The sequence below is a fragment of the Novosphingobium sp. genome (genome assembly GCF_036733805.1).
In the GTDB taxonomy this organism is placed as follows: Bacteria; Pseudomonadota; Alphaproteobacteria; order Sphingomonadales; family Sphingomonadaceae; genus Novosphingobium.
In genome coordinates this window covers 43788-64690 of sequence record NZ_DAIMZT010000007.1, presented here as the reverse complement: position 1 = coordinate 64690, position 20903 = coordinate 43788, and the positions used below count along the sequence as shown (strand labels likewise).

The following is a 20903-nucleotide window of genomic DNA, read 5'->3' as shown; positions in this document are numbered from 1 at the left end:
GGCGGACCACGTCGCCCAGCCGGATCTCGGCAGCGGGCTTGCCCAGGCGAAATCCGCCGCCGCGTCCGCGCACGGTTTCCAGCAGGCCCGCATTGGCCAGCAGGTTCACCACCTTCATCGCGTGATTGCGCGAGATCGCGTGGCTATCTGCCACTTCGGCGATGGACAGCAGGTCTTGCGCATCCTTGTTCGCCGTTATCGCGGCGTGCAGCAGGATGCGCAGCGCGTAATCGGTATGCGCGGTCAGGCGCAAGACGGGGGCTCCCTCCGTTGTCGACGTGAATTAATGATGCACCCTATTTACATCTTTTCCGGCCCCTGTATAGATGCATCAGAATAGCATGTTTTAGCAGAGGGGGTAATTTGCATGACCGCACCGCTTTCCGAACAGACCATCGCCATCGTAAAGGCGACCGCTCCTGCGCTTCAGGCGCATGGTGTCGCCATCACCACCCGCATGTACGAGCGCTTGTTCGTGAATGAGGAGGTCAAGGACCTGTTCGATCAGGCCGCGCAGGAATCGGGCGAGCAGCCCCGCCGCCTCGCTGCCGCGATCCTCGCTTATGCGCAGAATGTGGACAAGCTGCAGAACCTGACCGGCCCGGTTCAGCGCATGGTTCAGCGCCACGTCGAGACCGGCGTGAAGGCTGAGCACTATCCTTATGTCGCCGAAGCCCTGCTGCCCGCCATCCGCGACGTGTTGGGCGAAGAAGCCGCCACTGACGAAGTGCTCGCCGCCTGGGGCGAGGCTTACTGGTTCCTCGCCGATATCCTGATCGGCAAGGAAGCGGAAGCTTACGCGGAACTGGAGACGGCCTGAACGACTAGGCGGCGTGGACAAATTCCCTGCAGCCACGGTTGCCCTGTAATAGGCCCTGGCAAGGCGCGGGGCCGCAGACAGAGTGGGCCTCTTTCAAGGCCGCGCAACGCCGCCGGGGCCTATTACAGGGCAACCCCGCAGGGGCTGGGCCAAAAGCCGCCACTTCCGCGTCAGTTCGACTTGACGTATCGACATACGCCTTCGTCTTACCTCCTTGAATTGACGGCTTTTGACTCCAGCCGTGGCTGCGGGGAATTTGTCCACGCCGCCTAGCCCGCGCCGCCGGTTTCTTTCCCGCGCAGAGGAACCGGTGAGCGCGCGGCGCCACTTGGACTTTCCGACCTGCGGATTGGCGAAAACGGCCCATAATGTCCCGACCTCGTCTTTTGTCGCTGGAAGCCGCCTTTCCGGAGCCGCCAACGCCGCGGATATTTCGGAAGCGTACTGTTCCTCGGAGGCGGCCGCTGACGGGAAACACATCTTTCACACCGCTAACCTGTCGGAGGCGAGCTACGAGCGGACCCAAGCGAGTTTGAAATATTGCTCATATCGGTGTATATGTGTGAAAACGCTTAAGCATCGGAACATGCCATGTCTTCTGTTCGCTGGAACATCGCCGTATCGTCCGACACGGACCAATCCGTGCGGATGTTCCTTGCCGCCCAAGGAGGAGGTCGCAAGGGTGACCTTTCACGCTTTATCGAACAGGCAGTTCGAACCTATCTGTTCGAACAGGCCGTGGAGCACGCCAAGGACGCCGCCGCCGAAATCGGTGAAGCGGACCTTACGGCCCTGATAGACGAAGCCGTCCAATGGGCGCGCCATAACTGATGCGCGTGATTTTGGACACCAATGTCCTGGTCGCCGCCCTAATCTCACGACGCAGTCCGCCCGAGACAATCTATCGGGCATGGCGCGGTGGCCGCTTCGAGCTGGTCACCTCCCGCCTGCAACTCGATGAGCTGCGGCGGATAAGTCGCTACCCTAAGCTCAAGGCAATCCTGCCGAACCATCGCATCGGCACCATGATAAACAATCTCGATCGCGCCGCCATGCTGGACCCACTGCCGGCGCTGCCTGACGGCGTGGATACGGCCGATCCTGACGACAATTTTCTGCTGAGCATGGTGCTCGCCAGCGATGCGGATTTTCTCGTAACCGGCGACCGCCACGCGGGACTTCTACAGCGCGGCAGTGTCCGACGTGCAAAGACATTGAGACCGGCGGACTTTTGTCTGGAAGTAGGACTGACCGGTTAAAGCTGTGATCCGGGGTTGGCGGCACAGAGTGATGCACTAACGGAAAACGCCTGATTGTCGGGCAGGCAGTCCGGAAAATGCGAGACTTAGCGTAGATGGCAGGGGAAGGAATTATACGCGAAGGATTTGGGGGGAATCTTGATCCCCATTTTAGGTTATCAGTGATAGGACAATCCGGCTTCAAGATAAGAACGCGTTTGAGGCGGTTTCCCATAGCAGCCTTGATGGGATCACATGATTTCCTACAAGCGCGGGGCCGGCCATGGGGTCATTCCTAAGTCCAACATCCTTGCTAGGCGGCAGTTCAACTCGGAATGGCTGAAAAACACTGCAGGAATGGAAAAGTATACCGCAACGAAGTTCCTGGGGTTTTCCGTCACCCGTTTCTGCACCATGCCTATTGCCGCCCGACCTCACGACGGTGCGGCTTAGGGGATGTACTTGGCTGATTCCCGCCCCATCACCGCGTTCCCACGCCGCGCGCGAACTGGGCTTGCAGGTTCGCCAGCGTATTTGCCGGGACCGGCGACAGCTCGCGCGCAGGCTTGCCTTCACGCAGGGCCTTGCGGTCGCGCTCGGGCGGGTCGACCACGCGCACCCGCACCGCCGCCTTGCCTCTCGCCCGCACGCCGAGCCGTTCGGCCGCGCCTTTCGACAGGTCGATGATCCTGGCGCTTTCGCCATAAGGGCCGCGATCATTGATGCGGACCAGGATGCGCCGCCCCGTGTCCAGCGATGTCACCTCGACATAGGAGGGCAGAGGCAGCGTTTTGTGCGCGGCGGTGATCCAGTCCGGGCGGAACCGCTCGCCGTTCGCCGCCTGGTTGCCGGATTCAATGCCGTACCAGGTCGCATAGCCGAGCATGTCGTAATAGGGATCGGCCGCCGGCGTGTAAGTCACGCCGCGCACTGTGTAAGGCAGCCCGATCCGCACTGGCGTATCGGACACGGGGCGGAAATGCGCCCCGCCGCCGCATGCGGCAAGAGCCAGCGGCAAGGCCGTTGCCACGAACAGGCGCAGGCCGGTCTTCGTTAGGGCAGGCATGGGCATTTCGTGCCGCGTTCGCGTACGATTGCCCACGATCCGGCCGGGATTTTCCCCGGTTGGCCCCGGTTCGCATTTCCGCAGATATTCAGGAGTCGAGATCAGCGGGCGCAATGCTCATAATAGCCGGCGCGGCAGGCGGCCACGTCTTCGCGCCATTCGGCCATCGCCGCCTGGTACTCGCTGTTGGCGGAGGCATAGCCATCATCATCGCGCGGCGCGCCGCGGCGTTTGCGCGGCGTGGGATCGTCAGCATAAGCCTCGCCGTCGCGATCGCTGGAAGCGCGGCGATAGTCGTCCCATCCCTGCGCATAGCGGGCGTCGCGTTCGCGCACGTATGCCAGTTGGTCCTCGTTAAGCTTGCGAATGATGGCGCGATCCCGCGCGCGCGCCGCGCTCGAGGCCATTTCCGGGTCATTGGGATCATCGGCCAACGCCGGCGTGGAAATAAGCGGCGCAGCAATGCCCAGCACGATTGGCGCGAGCACCGTCAGAATGCGCAATTCCCTCATGTATTCAAGTCCCTTCCACCTATGCGCTTATTGTGCCGGAGCCGCCTGCGCATTGCAAAGGCATTGCGATGAGCGGTTCGCCGCTTATCTCTGCGGGAACGGCGGCGCCGCGTCCCCCTCTTGCTTGACGCGAACAAATCTGGAACATATCTCCTCCATGAGTCTTTCCCACATCACGGTTCGCGGCGCGCGCGAGCATAATCTCAAGGGTTTTGACATCGCGCTCCCGCGGGAGAAGCTGATCGTCATCACCGGGCTTTCGGGCTCCGGCAAGTCCAGCCTGGCGTTCGACACGATCTATGCCGAGGGGCAGCGCCGCTATGTGGAATCGCTCAGCGCTTATGCGCGCCAGTTCCTGGAAATGATGCAAAAGCCCGATGTCGAACATATCGACGGGCTGAGCCCCGCGATCTCGATCGAGCAGAAGACCACCAGTCGCAACCCGCGCTCCACGGTCGCCACGGTGACGGAGATATGGGATTACATGCGCCTGCTCTGGGCGCGGGTGGGGGTGCCGTATTCGCCCGCCACGGGCCTCCCGATAGAGGCGCAGACGGTCTCCAACATGGTCGACCGGGTGATGGCGCTGCCCGAGGGCACGCGGCTGTACTTGCTCGCTCCCGTGGTGCGCGGGCGCAAGGGGGAATACCGCAAGGAATTGGCCGAATGGCAGAAAGCCGGCTACACCCGCGTGCGCATCGACGGAGAAATGTATGCGATCGAGGACGTGCCCGCCCTCGACAAGAAATACAAGCACGACATCGAGGTGGTGGTTGACCGTATCGCCGTGAAGGACGGCATCCAGACCCGCCTGGCAGACAGCTTCGAACAGGCGCTCAAGCTGGCCGAGGGACTGGCGTACGTGGACCTGGCGGATGGGACGGTGGCGGAGCTTGCCGGCCAGTCCCCCTCCCGCAAGCGGGACGGGAGCTTGAAAGGCGCCGGCCTCCCCCCCAACCGCATCGTGTTCAGCGAAAAGTTCGCGTGCCCGGTCTCCGGCTTCACGATTGAGGAGATCGAGCCGCGCCTGTTCAGCTTCAACGCGCCGCAGGGCGCCTGTCCGGCTTGCGATGGCCTGGGGGAGAAGCTGCTGTTCGACCCGCAACTGGTGGTCCCGAACGAGGCGCTGACGCTCAAGCAGGGCGCGGTGGTGCCCTGGGCCAAGTCCAATCCGCCCAGCCCCTATTATATGCAGGTGCTCGCCAGCCTTGCCGCGCATTTCGGGTTTGACCTCGCCACCCCCTGGCATGACCTGCCCGGCGAGGTGAAGCTGGTGATCCTTTACGGCACCGCTGGAAAGCCCGTGCCGCTGACGTTTAAGGACGGGCGCAAGGAATATACCGTCACTAAACCGTTCGAAGGGGTGATCGGCAATCTTAACCGCCGCATGCTCCAGACGGACAGCGCATGGATGCGTGAGGAACTGGGCAAGTTCCAGACCGCGCAGCCCTGTGAAACCTGCCACGGCAAGCGCCTTAAGCCCGAGGCGCTGAGCGTGAAGGTCGGCGGCAGCGACATTGCCGATGCGGCGCGGTTCTCGGTGGCCGATGCTTTCGCATGGTTCGGCGTGCTGGAAAGCAAGCTGACGGACCAGCAGAGACAGATCGCACACGCCATTCTCAAGGAGATCAACGAACGGTTGGGCTTCTTGAACAATGTGGGGCTGGATTACCTCAATCTTGATCGCACCAGCGGAACCCTGTCGGGCGGGGAGAGCCAGCGCATCCGGCTTGCCAGCCAGATCGGCTCTGGCCTTTCCGGCGTGCTTTACGTGTTGGACGAGCCGAGCATCGGCCTGCATCAGCGCGATAATGACCGGCTGCTGGAAACGCTGAAGCGCCTGCGCGATCTGGGCAATACGGTGATCGTGGTCGAGCATGACGAGGATGCGATCCGCGCTGCCGATCATGTGGTGGATCTTGGCCCCGGCGCCGGCGTCCATGGGGGAGAGGTGGTGGCGCAAGGCACGCTGGAGCAGGTGCTCGCCAGCACGAAAAGCCTCACCGCCCAGTACCTCACCGGCGTGCGCCGGATCGAGGTGCCGAAGCAGCGCCGCAAGGGCAACGGCCATTTCGTCACGGTGGAGAACGCGCGGGCCAATAACCTTACCGGCGTCACCGCGAAGTTTCCGCTCGGCACGTTCTGCTGCGTCACCGGGGTTTCCGGCTCAGGCAAGTCCAGCCTTACGCTGGATACGCTGCACGCCGTCGCCGCGCGCACGCTTAACGGCGCGCGCGTGATCGCAGGGCCGCATGACCGGGTGACGGGCCTGGAGATGTGCGATAAGGTGATCGAGATCGATCAGTCTCCGATCGGCCGCACCCCGCGCTCCAACCCGGCAACCTATACCGGCGCCTTCACTCAGATCCGCGACTGGTTCGCCGGTCTGCCGGAATCGGAGGCGCGCGGCTACAAGGCGGGGCGCTTCAGCTTCAACGTCAAGGGCGGCCGGTGCGAGGCGTGCCAGGGCGACGGCCTCATCAAGATCGAGATGCATTTCCTGCCCGACGTTTACGTCACCTGCGAGGAATGCCACGGCAAGCGTTACAACCGCGAGACGTTGGAAGTGAAGTTCAAGGGCCACTCCATCGCCGACGTGCTCGACATGACGATTGAGGATGCGGAGGAGTTCTTCAAAGCCGTGCCTCCCATCCGCGACAAGATGCACATGCTCAACGAAGTGGGTCTGGGCTATGTCAAGGTCGGCCAGCAGGCGACCACGCTGTCCGGCGGCGAGGCCCAGCGCGTGAAGCTCGCCAAGGAACTCGCCCGCCGCTCCACCGGGCAGACGCTCTACATTCTCGACGAGCCGACCACCGGCCTCCACTTCGAAGACGTGCGCAAATTGCTGGAAGTGCTTCACCGCCTGGTCGATCAGGGCAATTCGGTCGTGGTGATCGAACACAACCTCGACGTCATCAAGACGGCGGACTGGATCATCGACCTTGGCCCCGAAGGCGGCGTGCGCGGCGGGGAGATTGTCGCGGAAGGGACGCCGGAGCAGGTGGTGAGGAATGCAAGAAGCTTTACGGGGCATTACCTTAAGCCGCTGCTGGATGGGCAGCGCGCGGCGACGGAGTGATGCCGGCAACGCGTTATTTCGTGGAGCAGGTGCTGCGAAAGCGCCCTTATCTGACGCTGGAAATGTGCCGGGCGGTGGTAGCCGATCCCATCTGCACCATGGTGCAGGAAGACGGCCGTATCCGCCATTGGGGTCTGGTCATCTTGCCAAACGTGGAAGGCGAGCGCATCTTGCAGGTTATAACACTGGGGGATGGCGAGACCATCCATAACGCCTTTCCCGATCGCGATTTCGTCAGGGACGAACAATGAAGCTGCATTATTACCCCGAAACGGACAGTCTCTACATCGAACTTGCCGCTGGTCCAGGCGTAGAAGTGCGCATGATCGCTGAGGGGCTCAACGCAGACCTCGACGCCGATGGCCGCGTGGTCGGCTTCGATATCGAACACGCCTCCACCCAACTTGATCTGTCCCACCTGGAAACCGTGTCACTTCCACACATGCGGCTTCGCGCCGCATAGGCGTTCCGGAACGCGGCACGCCGCGAGACGATCTGATCGGACCACGGTGACACCGGCCAGCGGACGGTGATCGCGTATCGCGTGACGGACGCGGCGGCGACGTGCGGGACGGGGAGATCGTCGCGGAAGGGACGCCGGAGCAGGTGGTGAGGAATGCAAGAAGCTTTACGGGGGCTTATTTGAAGCCACTGTTGGGCAAGTGACCAAGGTTCCGGTCGCCCAATGTAATTGTGAAAAGTGTCGATTTTGACCGTGACGGCCGTTGCCCCAACCGGTGTGCAAATCCATAGCGTATGGAGCGCTGATCGAATCGACCGCGAGTGCGGCTGAACTTGTTGATCGGACGGGAAATGGCCGGGTAATTGACAGAATGCCGCAACCGCTCTTCAAGTATATCGGCAATAAGTACCGTTCTGCCGAGCGGATTATTAAATCATTTCCCTCGTCATATCGCACATATTATGAACCCTTCTTCGGATCGGGCGCGGTTCTCGGGGCTCTTCGGCCGCCCCATTCCGTCGCTGCGGATAATTGCAAGCCGCTTATCGATCTGTGGCGGCTGGTTCAGACTGATCCTCAGTCCCTCCTGGATAGTTACACGGCGAATTGGGACGCTTACTGCAAATCCAGGCAGCACGCTTATGACACAGCGAAGGACAGGTTTAACAGCCGGCAGAACCCACATGATTTTCTCTTCATCGCTCGCGCTTGCTATGGCGGTGTGATCCGCTTCAGGAAAGACGGGTATCTCAGCACGCCGATAGGGCCGCACAGGATTATTTCTCCAGGTTCGTTCTCCAAACGACTATCAGAATGGAGGCCGCTGGTTGCAGGCACCCGCTTTGTTCACGGCGACTTTTCGGAAGTTGTCTCCGAAGCGGGCGAGGGTGACATAATTTATTGCGATCCCCCTTTTGTTGACACGCAGAAAATCCTTTACGGGGCGCAAGAGTTTAGCCTTGCTAAGCTTTATAAGCACTTGTCAGCCGCGAAGGAGGAGGGGGCGTTTGTCGCCTTGTCGATTGACGGTGTTAAGAAATCAGGCGGTAAGGTTGTATCTATTCTGCCGCCACGCGGTCTATTCGAAGTCGAAGCTTACGTTAATTTGGGTGGCTCGATGCTGAAGCGCTTCTGGCGTGAGGGCCTTGATGTCATGGACGAACATGTCAAGGACCGGCTTCTGCTTTCCCATGATGCAGGTCGTGCAGCACTGGATTTGTTTGCAACTCCTTCAGGGTTTCGGGCCACTGCGTGATGACCTGTCGCCCAAAGAATATCTCGTCCACATGTCCTGTATGGAGTATGTCAATAAGGCGACATAAGTAAGATTTTCCGCAATCCCACCAAGTAAATCTGTCATCCACGAAAAGATAATGCAAGATCTTTCTGCTGAATGCCGCTTCGAAGGCATTGATCTCGTGGCCATCGAGTAAAGTCTCGTAAACGCCGTCAGCCACCCGACTTCCAAAGGTCGTCGTGCCGTAGTATTCCTTGATTTCCCAAATGGCGATAGGATCGCGTGTATCCGGAACCGCGCCGTCAAAGCGCCGGGAAAAGATGCCTTTGAGCGAACCATCTTCGGTGATGATCGCCAGCTTCTGCGAATCATTGACGAGATTGGTGGGGCCGAACACCTCCTCCGCAAGCATCCCGACCATTGCGGCCAGGTAGGCTTCATGGCGTTTGTTCCCCTTTTGGCGGTTCATCGGAATGGGATGCTTCGGATTAATGCGCTCTTTAAGCTCAAAAAAGCATTGCCGGGCCTGCTCCCTGTTCATTAACGCCGGCTCGACTTCGTGCGTCAAAATATCTGCACGGTAGTGTAAATATCTGGACGCGAGGGAATATTCTTCTTCAGAGATCGCACCGTGATCTATATCGCATTTTTCAAGCGTATGTCTAATTTCATCCGGTTTAAGAACTTTGAGACGGGAGACCGGATTGCCCTTGGTTCGTCGAACCGTGTAACCGGCTTGTTCCGAAACATATTTCACAATCGCCCAAAACCCATGGCCCTGGCCGCGAAACAACACGTTCGGCTTCACTCTATACCTTCCACTAAATGGCTGAGGGAAACGCCAAGGGCGCGGGCAATTTTCAGGATGTTCTCAAAGGCGACATTGCGTGTGTCGCGTTCGAGTTGACTGATGTAGGAGCGGTCTATGTCGGCTTGGAGCGCAAGCTGTTCTTGCGATAGCCCACGGTCCTTTCGGATTTTCCGAACGTTATCGCTCAAGCGCTCAAGCGGTTGCATGCTCCATGCATTTATGATCATGGAAGAAACGTCCACGGAATCCACGTAACATCAGATGATGGCTGGGCGGGGCCGATGGGCGTTCCGCGTTGGCCTTCGGTCGCGAAGTGGACGCCTGAAGGGACGGTGGCCTTGTTCGCCCGTGCGAAGGGTTCGATCAGGACTACATGGCACGGCGTATCGCAGAGGAAACGGCGGGCAGCTATGACGTCGAAGACATCATCGACTGAAGCCGGGACCATCATTGACATGGCCGAACTTGGCGCACGGATCGCTCAGCGCAGGGCAGAACTTGGCTTGCTCGATTTGCCCCGCAATTCCGGCAAGAACCGCACCGCGTCCAACCGCGTTGCTCAAGGGGATTGAGAAGGCTGGGGGCAAGTGGTGAGGGTGCGGTAAAGTGTCCCAATCTCCCCGCTCCGGGACGGACTTGAACACATCAAGAACAAACTTTCCTACAGCCCCCGATATGGCATAAGTACCTCGGTTCACGCCGGCCCGCGATGTGCGCCGGTCCTGTTGCTTTGCAAGTGGAGGTGAACCATGTCCGATCCTGTCGATCCGCGCGATCCTGCTTCAAGGCCGCCTGTCTTCAGCCATGGCTGGGATGCGGACCGCAAGGTGCGGTTTCTCCATCACCTCTCCGAAAAGGGCGATGTGCGCGCGGCGGCGGCGCGGGTGGGGATGAGCCGGCAGTCCGCCTATATGCAGCGGCGGCGCGATGGGGTGTTTGCGCAAGGATGGCAGGCCGCGCTAGTGCTCGCCCGTGTGGAAGTGGAGGATGTGCTCGCCACGCGCGCGCTGGACGGTGTGGAGGAGGAGGTTTGGTTCCGGGGCGAACTGGTGGGCGTGCGGCGGCGCTATGATTCCCGGTTGCTGCTGGCGCATCTGGCGCGGCTCGATGCACTGAATGAGACGATCGCGGGCGAGCAGGCCGAACGTTTTGATGAGGTGCTGGCGCTGTTGACGGGTGAGCGGCCGGAGCCGGCGCTTTTCCGCGCTTCTCCCTTTCCCAAGGAGCCCGATCCGGTGCTGCCGCTCGCTCGCGAGGAATTTGCCGATTCCGCGGCCACTCTCGCCTGCAACGAAGAGTATGAGGAATGGCACGAGGCTTACGTCAATCTGGAGGCTGCGAAGGAGGACGAGCCCGAACCCGATTATGATGGCCGTCGCACGGGATTCCTGCGCGATTGGGACAAATGGCAGGCAAGTGCTTTCGAGCGTGTGGATCGGGCGCTGGCAGCCTCGTCCGGCTCTGATGATCTGCCTCACTCCGGGAGCGGCAGGAAGGACGATCGCGGCGAAGGGGAGGGCGGGGACCTTCCGCCGGCCGAATACAAATCGTTGGCGGGGCGTCCCGCGCTTTTACCGCTGGCCGGTGCTTTTGGCTCCGGCCCTGTTTTTACCTCAGCCGCTGCTATTGCCTCTGGACTGTGTAAACCGTGTCAACCTGTCGCCTTGTCGAAGGCAGGGCACGGCTGGGCGAACGCGGATAGAGCATGGGAACGGAACGCCGGCTTTGCTGTTATTGCGTATGAAGGCCGGCGCGGCCCTCCCCCCACCCCTCCCACCACCGCGCCGGCCGACCTTTCCCTGAAAGATCGGAAACACCAGGCGGCTGGAGCGTGAGGCTCAGTTATCGGGCGAAAGCACTGCCAATTGCACCACGCCGCTGCCGCTGCGGGCAATGCCGATCTGGCGGGCGGCGGCTTCGCTGAGGTCTATCACGCGGTTTGAATGGAAAGGACCGCGATCATTGATGGTGACGATCACTGAATCGCCCGTGCGGGGATTGGTGACTTGCACATGCGTGCCGAACGGCAGAGTGCGGTGCGCGGCGGTAAGGCCGTTCGGATCGAAGCGCTGGCCGCTTGCCGTGCGGGCGCCGGCCATTTCGCGGCCATAGAAGCTGGCCATGCCGCTGCCGATCGATGCGAACCGGCGGGTGTCCACAATGGGCGCAATCACAGTGGGCGCAGTAAGGGGATCGGTGGAGAGCTGAGGAGCTGCGGCCTGGGAAACAGCGGCGGCGGTGGCGGTGGGAATCTGGATTACGTCCGGTTCGGCGCTTGCGGGGCCTGCCACGGGCAGGGTCGCGGCCACAACAAAAGCAGCCAGGAAACCGGTGCGCCGAAATGCCAAAACCTGCCTCGCTTCGCTGTTGACGATGGCGGGGACTCCTACAGGCACAGCGTGCCTTTGTGGACTCAACCGGGCAGCGGTCCGTCGCGCCAAGGCAACGGACCGCCGTGAGAAGTTAACGAAACGCGGTGGATATTAACGATTGCCCGCGTTCCCCTTGGCTGGATTACCTGTCCCTTTGCGCCAGCAAGCGAAGGCGCAGGGCGTTCAGCTTGATGAAGCCGGCGGCGTCCTTCTGGTCGTAAGCGCCGGCATCGTCCTCGAAGGTGACATGGCGTTCGGAGTAGAGCGAATCCGGGCTCTTGCGGCCGACCACCGAGGCGAGGCCCTTATAGAGCTTCAACCGGACGGTGCCGTTCACGCGGCTTTGCGAATGGTCGATCGCGGCCTGCAGCATCTCTCGCTCAGGCGCGAACCAGAAGCCGTTGTAGATCAGTTCCGCGTATTTGGGCATCAGCTCATCCTTGAGATGCGCAGCGCCGCGATCAAGCGTGATCTGTTCGATGCCCCGATGCGCCACGGCATAAATGGCGCCGCCCGGCGTTTCGTACATGCCGCGGCTCTTCATGCCGACGAAGCGGTTCTCGACAAGGTCCAGCCGGCCGATGCCGTGCTTACGGCCCAGTTCGTTAAGCGCGGCGAGTAAAGTGGCGGGGGACATCGCTTGACCGTTGAGGGCCACCCCGTCACCCTTTTCGAAATCAAGAGTGATGTATTCGGCCTGATCGGGCGCATCCTCGGGATTGACGGTGCGCGAATAGACATAATCCGGCGTTTCCTCCCACGGGTCCTCCAGCACTTTGCCTTCGGAAGATGTGTGCAGGAGATTCGCGTCCGTGGAAAAGGGGCTTTCGCCGCGCTTGTCCTTCGGCACCGGGATCTGGTGCGCTTCGGCCCAGGCGATCAGGGCGGTGCGGCTGGCCAGGTCCCACTCGCGCCATGGCGCGATGACCTTGATATTGGGATCGAGCGCGTAGGCCGAAAGTTCGAAGCGGACCTGGTCATTGCCTTTGCCGGTGGCGCCGTGCGCGACCGCGTCCGCGCCGGTTTCATGCGCGATCTCGATCAAGCGCTTGGAAATGAGCGGGCGGGCGATCGAGGTGCCGAGCAGATAATCCCCTTCATACCGGGCATTGGCGCGCATCATCGGGAAGACGAAATCGCGCACGAACTCTTCGCGCAAGTCGTCGATATAGATATTGCTGTCCGGCAGGCCCATCAGGCGGGCCTTGGCGCGCGCCGGCTCAAGCTCCTCGCCCTGGCCAAGATCGGCGGTGAAAGTGACGACCTCGCAATTGTAAGTGACCTGCAGCCACTTGAGGATGACGCTGGTATCGAGACCGCCCGAATAGGCGAGGACGACCTTCTTGATGTCGGACATGGGCTCTACATGCTCCCTTGGATTCGGGACGCGCGCCTAACAGCGCGGGGGCTACTTCGCAATGGCGGGATGCGGCTGGGCGGAGAGCAGCTCCGTTTCGCGCTCTGCCATATAATCTCGAGAAAGGGGAAGGGCGCGGCGGTTGCGGACATACTGGATCTGGTAATTGCACATGCTGCCGCTTTCGAAAGCCGCGGTGGCGCCGGCCAGATAGAAGATCCACATGCGGTAGAACCGCTCTCCGTAAAGCGCGACGATCGCGTGCTTTTGCACGGTGCAGCGCTTGTACCATTCGCGCAGCGTCCTGGCGTAATGCAGGCGCAGGTTCTCGACATCAGCAGCAATGAGGCGCGATTGCTCACCGGCGGCCACGGTCTCGCTAAGTGCGGGAATATAGCCGCCGGGAAAGATATATTTGCGAGTGAAAGCGTCCGTCGATCCGGGGCTGCCCATCCGGCCGATGGTGTGCAGCAGCATGACGCCGTCATGCGTCAGCAGGGCCGCGCAGTCGCGGAAGAAGCGCTTGAACTGGGCCTGCCCGACATGCTCGAACATCCCGACCGAAACGATCCGGTCAAAGGTTTCGCCGCGCGCCGCCAGATCGCGGTAATCGACCAGCTCGAAGCGAACGCGGTCAGCCACGCCGGCGGCTTGCGCACGTTCACGGGCCAGCGCAAGCTGCTCCTCGCTTAGGGTAATGCCGAGCACTTCAGCGCCGACCTTGCGGGCGATGTAGATCGCCATGCCGCCCCAGCCACAGCCGATATCCAACACGCGCTGATCGGGAGCCAGGGCCAGTTTGGCCGCGATGTGCGCAAGCTTGGCCTCCTGCGCCTGCTCCAGCGTCATGTCGTCATGCGGCCAATAAGCGCAGCTGTATTGCATGTGATCGCGATCGAGGAACAGCGTGTAAAGGTCGTTGCCGATGTCATAGTGATGCGCGATGTTCTTCTTGGCGCGAGCGGCCCGGTTAATGCCGTCGACCACCGTTGCCGCGCGATCGAAAAACTCGGCCAACCCGGACCCCTCGCGCATATCGCGCTCGCGGTCCCACGGGCTGTTCCCCCGCAGCAGGGCGGCCATCTCCATCACGTCGCCGCGTTCGATCACAAGTTCGCCGTCCATGAACGCCTCGCCCGCGCCCAGGCTGGTATCGTGCACGATCTTGCGTTGAGCGGCGGCGCTGGTGAAGCGCACGGCGACTTCGGGAAAACCGGGAGCGGGCAGGCCGAACCGGCGCTGCGTTCCGTCCGCGAAGGTCACCTCCAGAACGCCCTTGCGTATGACCTTGCCGAGAAACCGTTCGAGCAGTGTCTTGTACATCCGCGTTCGTCCTTCCAATTCAGATTCGGTCAGGAACCAAGCCGGAGAGGCGGTTCTCTTAGTGTTTCCGGAATATTGCCGGGTAGTGGGCGGCTCAGCCGCAGCAAAGCCATCGGACCGGTCACTGCCGAGCCAGGAACAGCACGTCGCGGTCCTGGGCCATCAGATGTTGTCCCGAATCGACGTAAAGCGTTTCCCCGCTGGCCAGCCAGCCGCCCGCCAGAAAAAGCGCCGCTTCGGCGATGTCCTGCGGTGTGGTCTTGCGGGCGAGGAGGTTCATCCGGTGCGAGATTTCCGTTTCCGCCTCGGTCTGGTCGTGACTGGCCAGAATGGCCCCCGGCGCGATGCCGTAGACCCGGTCCCGACTGTCCATCCGGGCCATCGACAGCATCGGGATCGTCGCGGCCAGCGCATGCTTGCTCATGGTATACGAGAAAAAATCCGGATTGGGATTGCGCAGCTTCTGGTCCGTGACATGGATCAACCGCCGCCCCGTCGAACTGCGGGCGTGCGCGAGAAATGTTTGGCCGAGGCGGGCGGGCGTCGCTGCATTCACCTGCATGGCCTTTTCGAATATGGCCGGAGCCAGGTCCTGGGCAGTATCGAGATCGAACACCCCGGCGCAATTGACCAGGACACGCCAGTCCTTCAGCCGTGCGGCCAAGGCTTTTGCCATGGCCGGTCCTTCGTTCCAATCGCCAAGTTCGCATGCGACGATTTCGGCAGAGGGCAATTCGGCGGCCAATGCCTCCGCCTGCGCGCGCGATTTCCCGTAGTGAATGACAACGTGCCAGCCCGCTTGCGCGAAAGCGCGCGTGATCGCCGCCCCGATGCGCTTGGCGCCCCCGGTGACCAGCACGGCAGGGGCCGTCATTGCGGCTGGCGCCCGATTTCGCGGGCCGGTTTTCGCGCAGGCTCGCGAACGGCTTCCGCAAGGAAGGTCAAATCAAGCATTTGTGCATTGGAGCATAGCGCGGCCGTTGAGGAAAGGCCCCACGCACTGATGGCGGGATTGACGTGGAAAGGGACAAGGAGCGCCGCTCAGGTGGAGCGGCGCTCTTGCATGGAGGGAAGGCTTGCTCAGTCGCAGCGCGGACGCGAATTGTTGCGATCCACCTCGCGGCCCAGCAGAGCGCCGGCAGCAGCGCCAAGAATAGTGCCGGTGGCACGGTCGCCCCGTGTGTCGATCGCGCGGCCGACCAATGCGCCCGCCACACCCCCGATCAGCAGGCCGGTGGTGCCGTTCGACTTGCGGCAGTAATAGCGGCCGTCGTTGCCGCGCCAGTAGCGGATGCCATTGTCTGTCCGGTGATAATCGCGTCCGTGGTGACGGGCTTCCGCGGGTGTGGAAACCGTAACAGCGGCAGGGAGGGTGAGAGCCGCGACGGCGGCGGCGATAATGGCTTTACGCATGGGAGAACCCTGATCCTTTCTGTGGTCGATGTGATCTCTGAGTCCTCGTTTCGTTCATTGATCCTCAACCGCAGATGAACAATGGCACAGCGCAAAAAAAATAAGCCGAAAGGGCGGCGGTGCGCGACGAAGCGGTTGGAGGTGCACTTTTGCGTATTGTTTTTATGGAATTTTCCTTCTGCGACGTCCCAATCCACGGATGAACGCGGAGACGGGAATGTAACACATGTTAATCATCTGACGCGATGAGGCCCGCGGCATCAAAAATGAAGGGCCTTCATTTCCTATGAAATTGCGTGTTTCGATTGCCGCTCTTTGCGGCGCAGCCATTTCGGCGCTTGCGGTTCCCGCGTATGCTGACGAAAGCAAGGATGGAGACAGGCTCACTGCCTGGGAAGCCAGCCGTGCGCCGCAGGATGACAGCGGCATGATCGCGACGGGTGTAGCCCGTGCCCGCGATCGTCTGGATAGCGCGACCTCGACCAGTTCCTTGCTGGAAGGCGACATCACCCGGATCGCGCCGACGTCATTATCCGAACTGTTCCGCAATATCCCTGGGGTCCGGTCCGAGGCCGGCGTTGGCACGACCAACGGTAGCTATACCATTCGCGGCCTGCCGCTGGTTTCCAGCGGCGCGAAATATCTTCAGCTTCAGGAAGATGGTCTCCCGGTTCTGGAGTTCGGGGATTTCCTGGCCCTGACCGCCGACACTTTCACGCGCGCCGATCTCAACGTCGATCAGATTGAATCGATCCGTGGCGGTTCAGCCTCGACGTTCGCTTCGAACGCGCCGGGCGGAGTCATCAATCTGATCTCCAAGACCGGAGAGGTCGAGGGGGGATCGATTATGGCGAGCGCGGGTCTGAATTACGAAGGCTATCGCAGCGATTTCGATTACGGCGGTCATCTCAGCGACACGGTGCGCTTTCATGTCGGTGGCTTCTATCGCGAAGGCAATGGACCGCGTCACATCGGTTACACCGCGGATCGCGGCGGTCAGATCAAATTCAACGTGACGAAGGACTTCACCGGCGGCTACATCCGCTTTTACGGCAAGGTCCTCGACGATCGCAACGCGATGTATCTGGGTACGCCGATCAGCGTCACCGGAACGAACTCCGATCCGCACTATCACGATTTGACTGGCTTCTCGGCCAATAGCGACAGTCTGTTGTCTCGCTACATCGCCGATAGTCCGGTGATGGATGAAAACAATCGGCTGACGCAGTTCAACGTGCATGACGGCCTTCACGCGCTGTCCAAGGCGTTCGGGCTCGAAACCAAATTCTCCATCGGTGAATGGTCGATCTCCGAACGCATGCGTTATGCCGACCAGTCGGCGGATGCGTCTTTCCTTTTCCCCATTGCTATCGGTCCCATAATCACCGCGCCCGCACTTGCCGGTGCTCCTGGCGGAAGCCTTGTCTATGCCAGTGGGCCGCTGAAAGGCCAGAACATCACCAATCCGACAACAATCAACGGCAACGGCATCGCGGTCCTGACCAACCCCATCCACATCAAGTTCCGCAGCGCTAACAATTTTACAAATGACCTTCGCGTCGGGCGGGTGTGGAATTTCGGAGGCGGCGATCTCACGACCACTGCCGGCCTCTACACCTCACGACAGGAGTTTCATTCCGATCAAGCGGTGGCCGACGCTCTTCAAGACGTTCGCGGCGATGGAGGCTCAGCGCTGTTCGATGTGGTAAAGGCCGATGGAAAGTCTGTGACCCAAGGCGGCTTTCTCGACTTTGCCGGCCCCGTCGGCTCTCACGTCAGCCGCGATGTCGACTACACGGTGATTGCCCCGTACGGCTCGGTCAATTTTCACCGCGGCAAGCTGGCGCTGGGCGCCTCCGTGCGTGTGGACACGGGAAAGGTCGAGGGCACGATACGCGCGAACGGGCCGACTGACATGCAGACCATCGATATCAACGGTGACGGGATCATCTCCGACGCCGAAAGGACCTTTGCGTTCGTACCGTTCAGTCGTGATATGCCGGTCAATTACCGCTATCACTATGTCTCCTATTCCTTCAGCACGAACTATCGCTGGTCGGAATCCCTGTCGTCGTTTGCACGTTATAGCCGGGGCGCTCGCGCCGGGGCGGAACGCTTGCTGTTCTCGCCCGCGATCAGCCGGGTCGATGGCAGCCTGCTCAACAAGAAGGCGGGTTATGATCCCGTGAAGCAGGCGGAAGTGGGCCTGAAGTATCGCAACAACGGCGTGTTCTTCAATCTCACCGGTTTCTGGGCCAAAGTCCGCGAGACCAACACGCAATTGCAGCCTGACGCAAACGGGTTCACCACCCAGCAGCTCGTTTCCCGCGGATATCGGGCGTACGGCGGGGAGATTGAGGGAGGCATCCGTCGCGGGCATTTCAACCTGACGGGGAACGCTACGGTGACCAACGCCAAGATCACGGCGGCGGAGAATCCGGCACTGGTTGGCAACAAGCCGCGTCACCAGGCAGCGTTGATTTACCAGATCATGCCGCAGTATGACACTGAACGGTTCACCATCGGCGCAGACGTGATCGGTACGACCAGCAGTTATACCCAGGACATCAACGAACTCAAAATGCCGGCTTATACGACGGTGGGCGCTTTCGTGCAGATCCGTCCCATCGAGCGGGTCGAACTGTCCTTCAATGTCAACAATCTGTTTGACGTGAAAGCGCTGACGGATGTGTCGGCGGCGTCAATGCCGGCCAACGGAGTGACGTTAGCGCAGACGCTTTACGGCCGTACGATCTCGACGGCGCTGCGCTTCTATTTCTAAGCGCTAGCCCGTCAGGGCGGCAGCTTAACGCCCAATGGCTATACCTGGCGCGCCGTTTCGAGGAACGGCGCGCCTTTTTACATCGCTCAAAGTTCAACTTACCGGCAGCGCAATTCGCCGCGATCAATCTCCCGGCCGATAAGGCCACCCACTGCGCCGCCCAGCAGGGCGCCCAGCGTGCGGTCGCCACGGCCGGCGATCTCGTGACCTGCCAGGGCGCCCACGCCGGCGCCGATGATAAGCCCGGTGGTGCCATTGTCGCGCCGGCAATAATAGCGGCCGTCGCGCCCGCGCCAGACATAGGAATCGCGGCTGAGCGGACGCGGACGAAGGTAGCGGCCGTTCGCGTCGTAAACCCGGTCGCGATAGCGGTCGTAATCATTGTCGTGAGCGCGTTTGCCATAAGCGGGGGCCCATGGCGGTGGATCGGCAAGAGCCGGAGCGGCCGGCAGCGCCGCAGCGGCCATGGCCAGCACGAGCAGGGTCTTTTTCATCCTTTTGTTCTCCTCCAGCATGGATCGCGAAACATAGCGGCAATGCTATCACTTGTCCTCACAACGCCGGATGAACCGATCTGGAAAGTGCGGCGGGAAAGGCAGGCCGAGGCGATCCAACGATGAAATGCGGGAATAGGACGAAGGTGCCCTGCTCGATCTTCACGCCGCAGTAAGGAGATGATCGCGCTTCCAGCCCCTGATCCACAGAGGCACGTCCTCGTAAGGAATGGGCCGGCAGATGCCATAGCCCTGGCCCGCATGGCAGCCGAGCGATACCAGTATATCCTGGGTATGGGCGTCTTCTACGCCTTCAGCCACCAAGGGAATGCCCAGGCTTTCGCAGAGCACTACAAGGGAACTCACCAGCGATTGATCGAACCGGCTTTCGGTGAAGCGCCGGATATAGGAGCGGTCGATCTTGATCTCGCTGATGGCAAATTCCCGCAGGTATCCGAACGCGGTGAAGCCTGCGCCGAAATCGTCGATCGAAAGTCCGATCCGCCGCTCATGAAGCTGTTCGATCACGCGCTTGGCCTGGCTTGGATTTGCGATCAGCGCGGTTTCGGTCAGTTCCAGCGTAACGCGTGCGGGATCGACCCCCGCGCGTTCGATGCACTCGGCGACCTTGCTTACGAAGCCAGAGCGTTCGAGCATGCTGGCCGAGATGTTGACGGAGATCGCGGCCTCGCCCAGATCATCGCGAAGCGCGGAAAACTGCCCTAGAACGGTCTCCAGGCTGAGGTATGTGAAATCCTCCAGCAAGGGCGATTGCTCGATGGCGTGGATCAAATGATCGGCTGGAATGGCGTTGCCACGCGGATCGCGCCAGCGCACCAGCGCTTCGAAACCCAGCACGCGGCCGTCACGCAGGTCGATCTTAGGTTGCCAGTGCCATTGCAGGGTGCGTTCACCCAGCGCTTCCTCCAGCTCCACCAGCATGCCGGTGCGATCGAACGGAGCCGCTGCCCGCAGTCCACCGCTCTGCGCTACCACTGCCTTGTCCAGGCCGCGCTTGGCCTGGTACATGGCGTCGTCCGCCACGGAAAGCAGACCGGCCGGCGAAAAGCCGAAGAGCGGACACAGCGCAAATCCCATCGAACACCCGACATGCAGCATATGGCCTTCATGGACGATTGGTTGCTCGATCAGGTCGTTCAGTTTTGCCGCCATCGTCCTTGCGGCTTCATGCGTGGAGATGTTCTGCAGCAGCAAGGCGAACTCATCCCCGCCTAAGCGGGCGACAGTGTCAACTTCTCGCAAGTTCGCGCGCAGCCGCCGGGCTATGGCGATCAGCACCGCGTCACCCGCGGCATGGCCGAAATTGTCGTTGATCTCTTTGAAATGATCGAGGTCGATCATCACGACCGCGAAGGGATCGCCACTGCGCTTGGCGCGGGCGCAGCTTTGGCCGAGGCGATCGACCAGCAGCGTGCGATTAGGCAGGTCAGTCAACGGATCGTGAAGGCTGCGGTGCGTCAATTCCTCTTCGGCGCGCCGCAAATCCTGCCGGTATTTGCGCCAGGCGATGCCTTCCTCAACCGAGGCGGCAACCCGTTCGGGCGAGAGCGAGCGCTTGGTAAGGAACTCGGTCATGCCCGATTTGATTGAAGCGGCGGCGATCAACTCATCAGTGAAGCCGGTGACCGCGACGATAGGGCAGTCGGGATCGACTTCGCCGTGGATGGTCGGCACTAGATCACGGCCATCACCGTCCTCCAGCCCGAAGTCGAGGAAGACGATATCGAAATGCGAAGCCGGGCGCCGTATCAGATCCAGCGCTTCGGATTGCGACGCCGCCTCAGTCACATGGATCGGGCGCGGACAATGCTCTAGCATCCGCGCCAGGCGTTCGCGGTCGACATCGTCATCGTCGACGATCAGGGCAAAGATTTCGTTTTTACCGTTCCGCATGGTGGGGGGCTCCTTGCAG

At 61.1% G+C, this 20903-nt stretch carries 22 protein-coding genes; 10 read left to right on the top strand and 12 right to left on the bottom strand.

From position 1 onward, the window contains the following. Positions 1–253, bottom strand: a 253-nt coding sequence (locus V7D69_RS03640; RefSeq protein ID WP_333605081.1) for an Rrf2 family transcriptional regulator, incomplete at its 3' end; no start/stop codon positions are given. A 114-nt stretch (positions 254–367) separates the two neighbouring features. Here V7D69_RS03640 and V7D69_RS03635 point away from each other — a divergent pair. The 3 genes from V7D69_RS03635 to V7D69_RS03625 all read left to right on the top strand — a co-directional run bounded on the left by V7D69_RS03635 (position 368) and on the right by V7D69_RS03625 (position 2079). Beyond that, positions 368–820: a globin domain-containing protein gene (locus tag V7D69_RS03635; RefSeq protein WP_333605080.1), complete on the top strand. Its 453-nt coding sequence runs from the start codon at positions 368–370 to the stop codon at positions 818–820. A gap of 591 nt (positions 821–1411) precedes the next feature. Next, positions 1412–1651 (top strand): ribbon-helix-helix domain-containing protein, encoded by a 240-nt coding sequence (locus tag V7D69_RS03630; protein WP_333605079.1) that lies wholly within the window; start codon positions 1412–1414, stop codon positions 1649–1651. Continuing rightward, a complete protein-coding gene (locus V7D69_RS03625; RefSeq protein WP_333605078.1) occupies positions 1651–2079 on the top strand; it encodes a putative toxin-antitoxin system toxin component, PIN family in 429 nt (142 codons plus the stop codon). The genes V7D69_RS03630 and V7D69_RS03625 overlap by 1 nt, the downstream gene beginning before the upstream one ends. Positions 2080–2539: 460 nt before the next feature. Here V7D69_RS03625 and V7D69_RS03620 read toward each other — a convergent pair whose 3' ends face one another. Both V7D69_RS03620 and V7D69_RS03615 read right to left on the bottom strand, forming a co-directional pair. Continuing rightward, on the bottom strand, positions 2540–3124 hold the full coding sequence (locus tag V7D69_RS03620) for a septal ring lytic transglycosylase RlpA family protein (protein ID WP_324063527.1): 585 nt from the start codon (positions 3122–3124) through the stop codon (positions 2540–2542). Between the two features lie 101 nt (positions 3125–3225). Continuing rightward, a complete protein-coding gene (locus V7D69_RS03615; RefSeq protein ID WP_324063529.1) occupies positions 3226–3636 on the bottom strand; it encodes a hypothetical protein in 411 nt (136 codons plus the stop codon). Positions 3637–3793: 157 nt separating this feature from the next. Between V7D69_RS03615 and uvrA the strand changes: the two genes are divergently transcribed. From uvrA to V7D69_RS03595, 4 genes are all read left to right on the top strand, one after another. After that, entirely contained in the window at positions 3794–6718 is a 2925-nt protein-coding gene (gene uvrA, locus V7D69_RS03610) for an excinuclease ABC subunit UvrA (RefSeq protein WP_333605077.1), read from the top strand. Then, entirely contained in the window at positions 6718–6969 is a 252-nt protein-coding gene (locus tag V7D69_RS03605; RefSeq protein WP_324064420.1) for a hypothetical protein, read from the top strand. The genes uvrA and V7D69_RS03605 overlap by 1 nt, the downstream gene beginning before the upstream one ends. Further along, positions 6966–7181, top strand: a complete 216-nt coding sequence (locus tag V7D69_RS03600; RefSeq protein WP_324064419.1) for a DUF2283 domain-containing protein — start codon at positions 6966–6968, stop codon at positions 7179–7181. Before V7D69_RS03605 ends, V7D69_RS03600 begins: the two co-directional genes overlap by 4 nt. 370 nt (positions 7182–7551) lie before the next feature. Then, entirely contained in the window at positions 7552–8436 is an 885-nt protein-coding gene (locus V7D69_RS03595; RefSeq protein WP_333605076.1) for a DNA adenine methylase, read from the top strand. On the opposite strand, the gene V7D69_RS03590 is transcribed toward V7D69_RS03595, so the two are convergent. Together V7D69_RS03590 and V7D69_RS03585 are read right to left on the bottom strand one after the other, a co-directional pair. Next, entirely contained in the window at positions 8348–9226 is an 879-nt protein-coding gene (locus V7D69_RS03590; RefSeq protein WP_333605075.1) for a DUF7687 domain-containing protein, read from the bottom strand. The genes V7D69_RS03595 and V7D69_RS03590 overlap by 89 nt on opposite strands. Further along, a complete protein-coding gene (locus tag V7D69_RS03585; RefSeq protein WP_324061325.1) occupies positions 9223–9435 on the bottom strand; it encodes a helix-turn-helix domain-containing protein in 213 nt (70 codons plus the stop codon). The genes V7D69_RS03590 and V7D69_RS03585 overlap by 4 nt, the downstream gene beginning before the upstream one ends. Before the next feature lie 204 nt (positions 9436–9639). Here V7D69_RS03585 and V7D69_RS03580 point away from each other — a divergent pair, with 204 nt between their 5' ends. Both V7D69_RS03580 and V7D69_RS03575 read left to right on the top strand, forming a co-directional pair. Beyond that, positions 9640–9801 (top strand): hypothetical protein, encoded by a 162-nt coding sequence (locus V7D69_RS03580; protein ID WP_324061326.1) that lies wholly within the window; start codon positions 9640–9642, stop codon positions 9799–9801. Between the two features lie 177 nt (positions 9802–9978). Continuing rightward, positions 9979–11064 (top strand): hypothetical protein, encoded by a 1086-nt coding sequence (locus V7D69_RS03575; protein ID WP_333605074.1) that lies wholly within the window; start codon positions 9979–9981, stop codon positions 11062–11064. A 3-nt stretch (positions 11065–11067) separates the two neighbouring features. On the opposite strand, the gene V7D69_RS03570 is transcribed toward V7D69_RS03575, so the two are convergent. The 5 genes from V7D69_RS03570 to V7D69_RS03550 form a co-directional block, all read right to left on the bottom strand. Further along, positions 11068–11625 (bottom strand): septal ring lytic transglycosylase RlpA family protein, encoded by a 558-nt coding sequence (locus tag V7D69_RS03570; RefSeq protein ID WP_324061328.1) that lies wholly within the window; start codon positions 11623–11625, stop codon positions 11068–11070. A 118-nt stretch (positions 11626–11743) separates the two neighbouring features. Further along, positions 11744–12958, bottom strand: a complete 1215-nt coding sequence (locus V7D69_RS03565; protein ID WP_324061329.1) for an argininosuccinate synthase — start codon at positions 12956–12958, stop codon at positions 11744–11746. Between the two features lie 51 nt (positions 12959–13009). Beyond that, a complete protein-coding gene (locus V7D69_RS03560) occupies positions 13010–14281 on the bottom strand; it encodes a cyclopropane-fatty-acyl-phospholipid synthase family protein (RefSeq protein WP_333605073.1) in 1272 nt (423 codons plus the stop codon). Positions 14282–14402: 121 nt separating this feature from the next. Next, positions 14403–15155, bottom strand: a complete 753-nt coding sequence (locus V7D69_RS03555; protein WP_324061331.1) for an SDR family oxidoreductase — start codon at positions 15153–15155, stop codon at positions 14403–14405. A gap of 206 nt (positions 15156–15361) precedes the next feature. Continuing rightward, complete coding sequence (locus tag V7D69_RS03550; protein ID WP_324061332.1) at positions 15362–15694, bottom strand: glycine zipper 2TM domain-containing protein; 333 nt, start codon at positions 15692–15694, stop codon at positions 15362–15364. 286 nt (positions 15695–15980) lie between these two features. On the opposite strand from V7D69_RS03550, the gene V7D69_RS03545 reads away from it, so the two are divergent. Continuing rightward, complete coding sequence (locus tag V7D69_RS03545) at positions 15981–18476, top strand: TonB-dependent receptor domain-containing protein (protein WP_333605072.1); 2496 nt, start codon at positions 15981–15983, stop codon at positions 18474–18476. Between the two features lie 98 nt (positions 18477–18574). On the opposite strand, the gene V7D69_RS03540 is transcribed toward V7D69_RS03545, so the two are convergent. Next, positions 18575–18970, bottom strand: a complete 396-nt coding sequence (locus tag V7D69_RS03540; RefSeq protein WP_324061334.1) for a glycine zipper 2TM domain-containing protein — start codon at positions 18968–18970, stop codon at positions 18575–18577. A 162-nt stretch (positions 18971–19132) separates the two neighbouring features. Further along, positions 19133–20884, bottom strand: coding sequence for a putative bifunctional diguanylate cyclase/phosphodiesterase (locus tag V7D69_RS03535; protein ID WP_324061335.1), 1752 nt, complete (start codon positions 20882–20884; stop codon positions 19133–19135). Positions 20885–20903: the final 19 nt, after the last annotated feature.

Coding starts and splice junctions, on each gene's coding strand:
- V7D69_RS03635 (WP_333605080.1), top strand. CDS start 368: ATGACCGCACCGCTTTCCGAACAGACCATCGCCATCGTAAAGGCGACC.
- V7D69_RS03630 (WP_333605079.1), top strand. CDS start 1,412: ATGTCTTCTGTTCGCTGGAACATCGCCGTATCGTCCGACACGGACCAA.
- V7D69_RS03625 (WP_333605078.1), top strand. CDS start 1,651: ATGCGCGTGATTTTGGACACCAATGTCCTGGTCGCCGCCCTAATCTCA.
- V7D69_RS03620 (WP_324063527.1), bottom strand. CDS start 3,124: ATGCCTGCCCTAACGAAGACCGGCCTGCGCCTGTTCGTGGCAACGGCC.
- V7D69_RS03615 (WP_324063529.1), bottom strand. CDS start 3,636: ATGAGGGAATTGCGCATTCTGACGGTGCTCGCGCCAATCGTGCTGGGC.
- uvrA (WP_333605077.1), top strand. CDS start 3,794: ATGAGTCTTTCCCACATCACGGTTCGCGGCGCGCGCGAGCATAATCTC.
- V7D69_RS03605 (WP_324064420.1), top strand. CDS start 6,718: ATGCCGGCAACGCGTTATTTCGTGGAGCAGGTGCTGCGAAAGCGCCCT.
- V7D69_RS03600 (WP_324064419.1), top strand. CDS start 6,966: ATGAAGCTGCATTATTACCCCGAAACGGACAGTCTCTACATCGAACTT.
- V7D69_RS03595 (WP_333605076.1), top strand. CDS start 7,552: ATGCCGCAACCGCTCTTCAAGTATATCGGCAATAAGTACCGTTCTGCC.
- V7D69_RS03585 (WP_324061325.1), bottom strand. CDS start 9,435: ATGCAACCGCTTGAGCGCTTGAGCGATAACGTTCGGAAAATCCGAAAG.
- V7D69_RS03580 (WP_324061326.1), top strand. CDS start 9,640: ATGACGTCGAAGACATCATCGACTGAAGCCGGGACCATCATTGACATG.
- V7D69_RS03575 (WP_333605074.1), top strand. CDS start 9,979: ATGTCCGATCCTGTCGATCCGCGCGATCCTGCTTCAAGGCCGCCTGTC.
- V7D69_RS03565 (WP_324061329.1), bottom strand. CDS start 12,958: ATGTCCGACATCAAGAAGGTCGTCCTCGCCTATTCGGGCGGTCTCGAT.
- V7D69_RS03560 (WP_333605073.1), bottom strand. CDS start 14,281: ATGTACAAGACACTGCTCGAACGGTTTCTCGGCAAGGTCATACGCAAG.
- V7D69_RS03555 (WP_324061331.1), bottom strand. CDS start 15,155: ATGACGGCCCCTGCCGTGCTGGTCACCGGGGGCGCCAAGCGCATCGGG.
- V7D69_RS03550 (WP_324061332.1), bottom strand. CDS start 15,694: ATGCGTAAAGCCATTATCGCCGCCGCCGTCGCGGCTCTCACCCTCCCT.
- V7D69_RS03545 (WP_333605072.1), top strand. CDS start 15,981: ATGAAATTGCGTGTTTCGATTGCCGCTCTTTGCGGCGCAGCCATTTCG.
- V7D69_RS03540 (WP_324061334.1), bottom strand. CDS start 18,970: ATGAAAAAGACCCTGCTCGTGCTGGCCATGGCCGCTGCGGCGCTGCCG.
- V7D69_RS03535 (WP_324061335.1), bottom strand. CDS start 20,884: ATGCGGAACGGTAAAAACGAAATCTTTGCCCTGATCGTCGACGATGAC.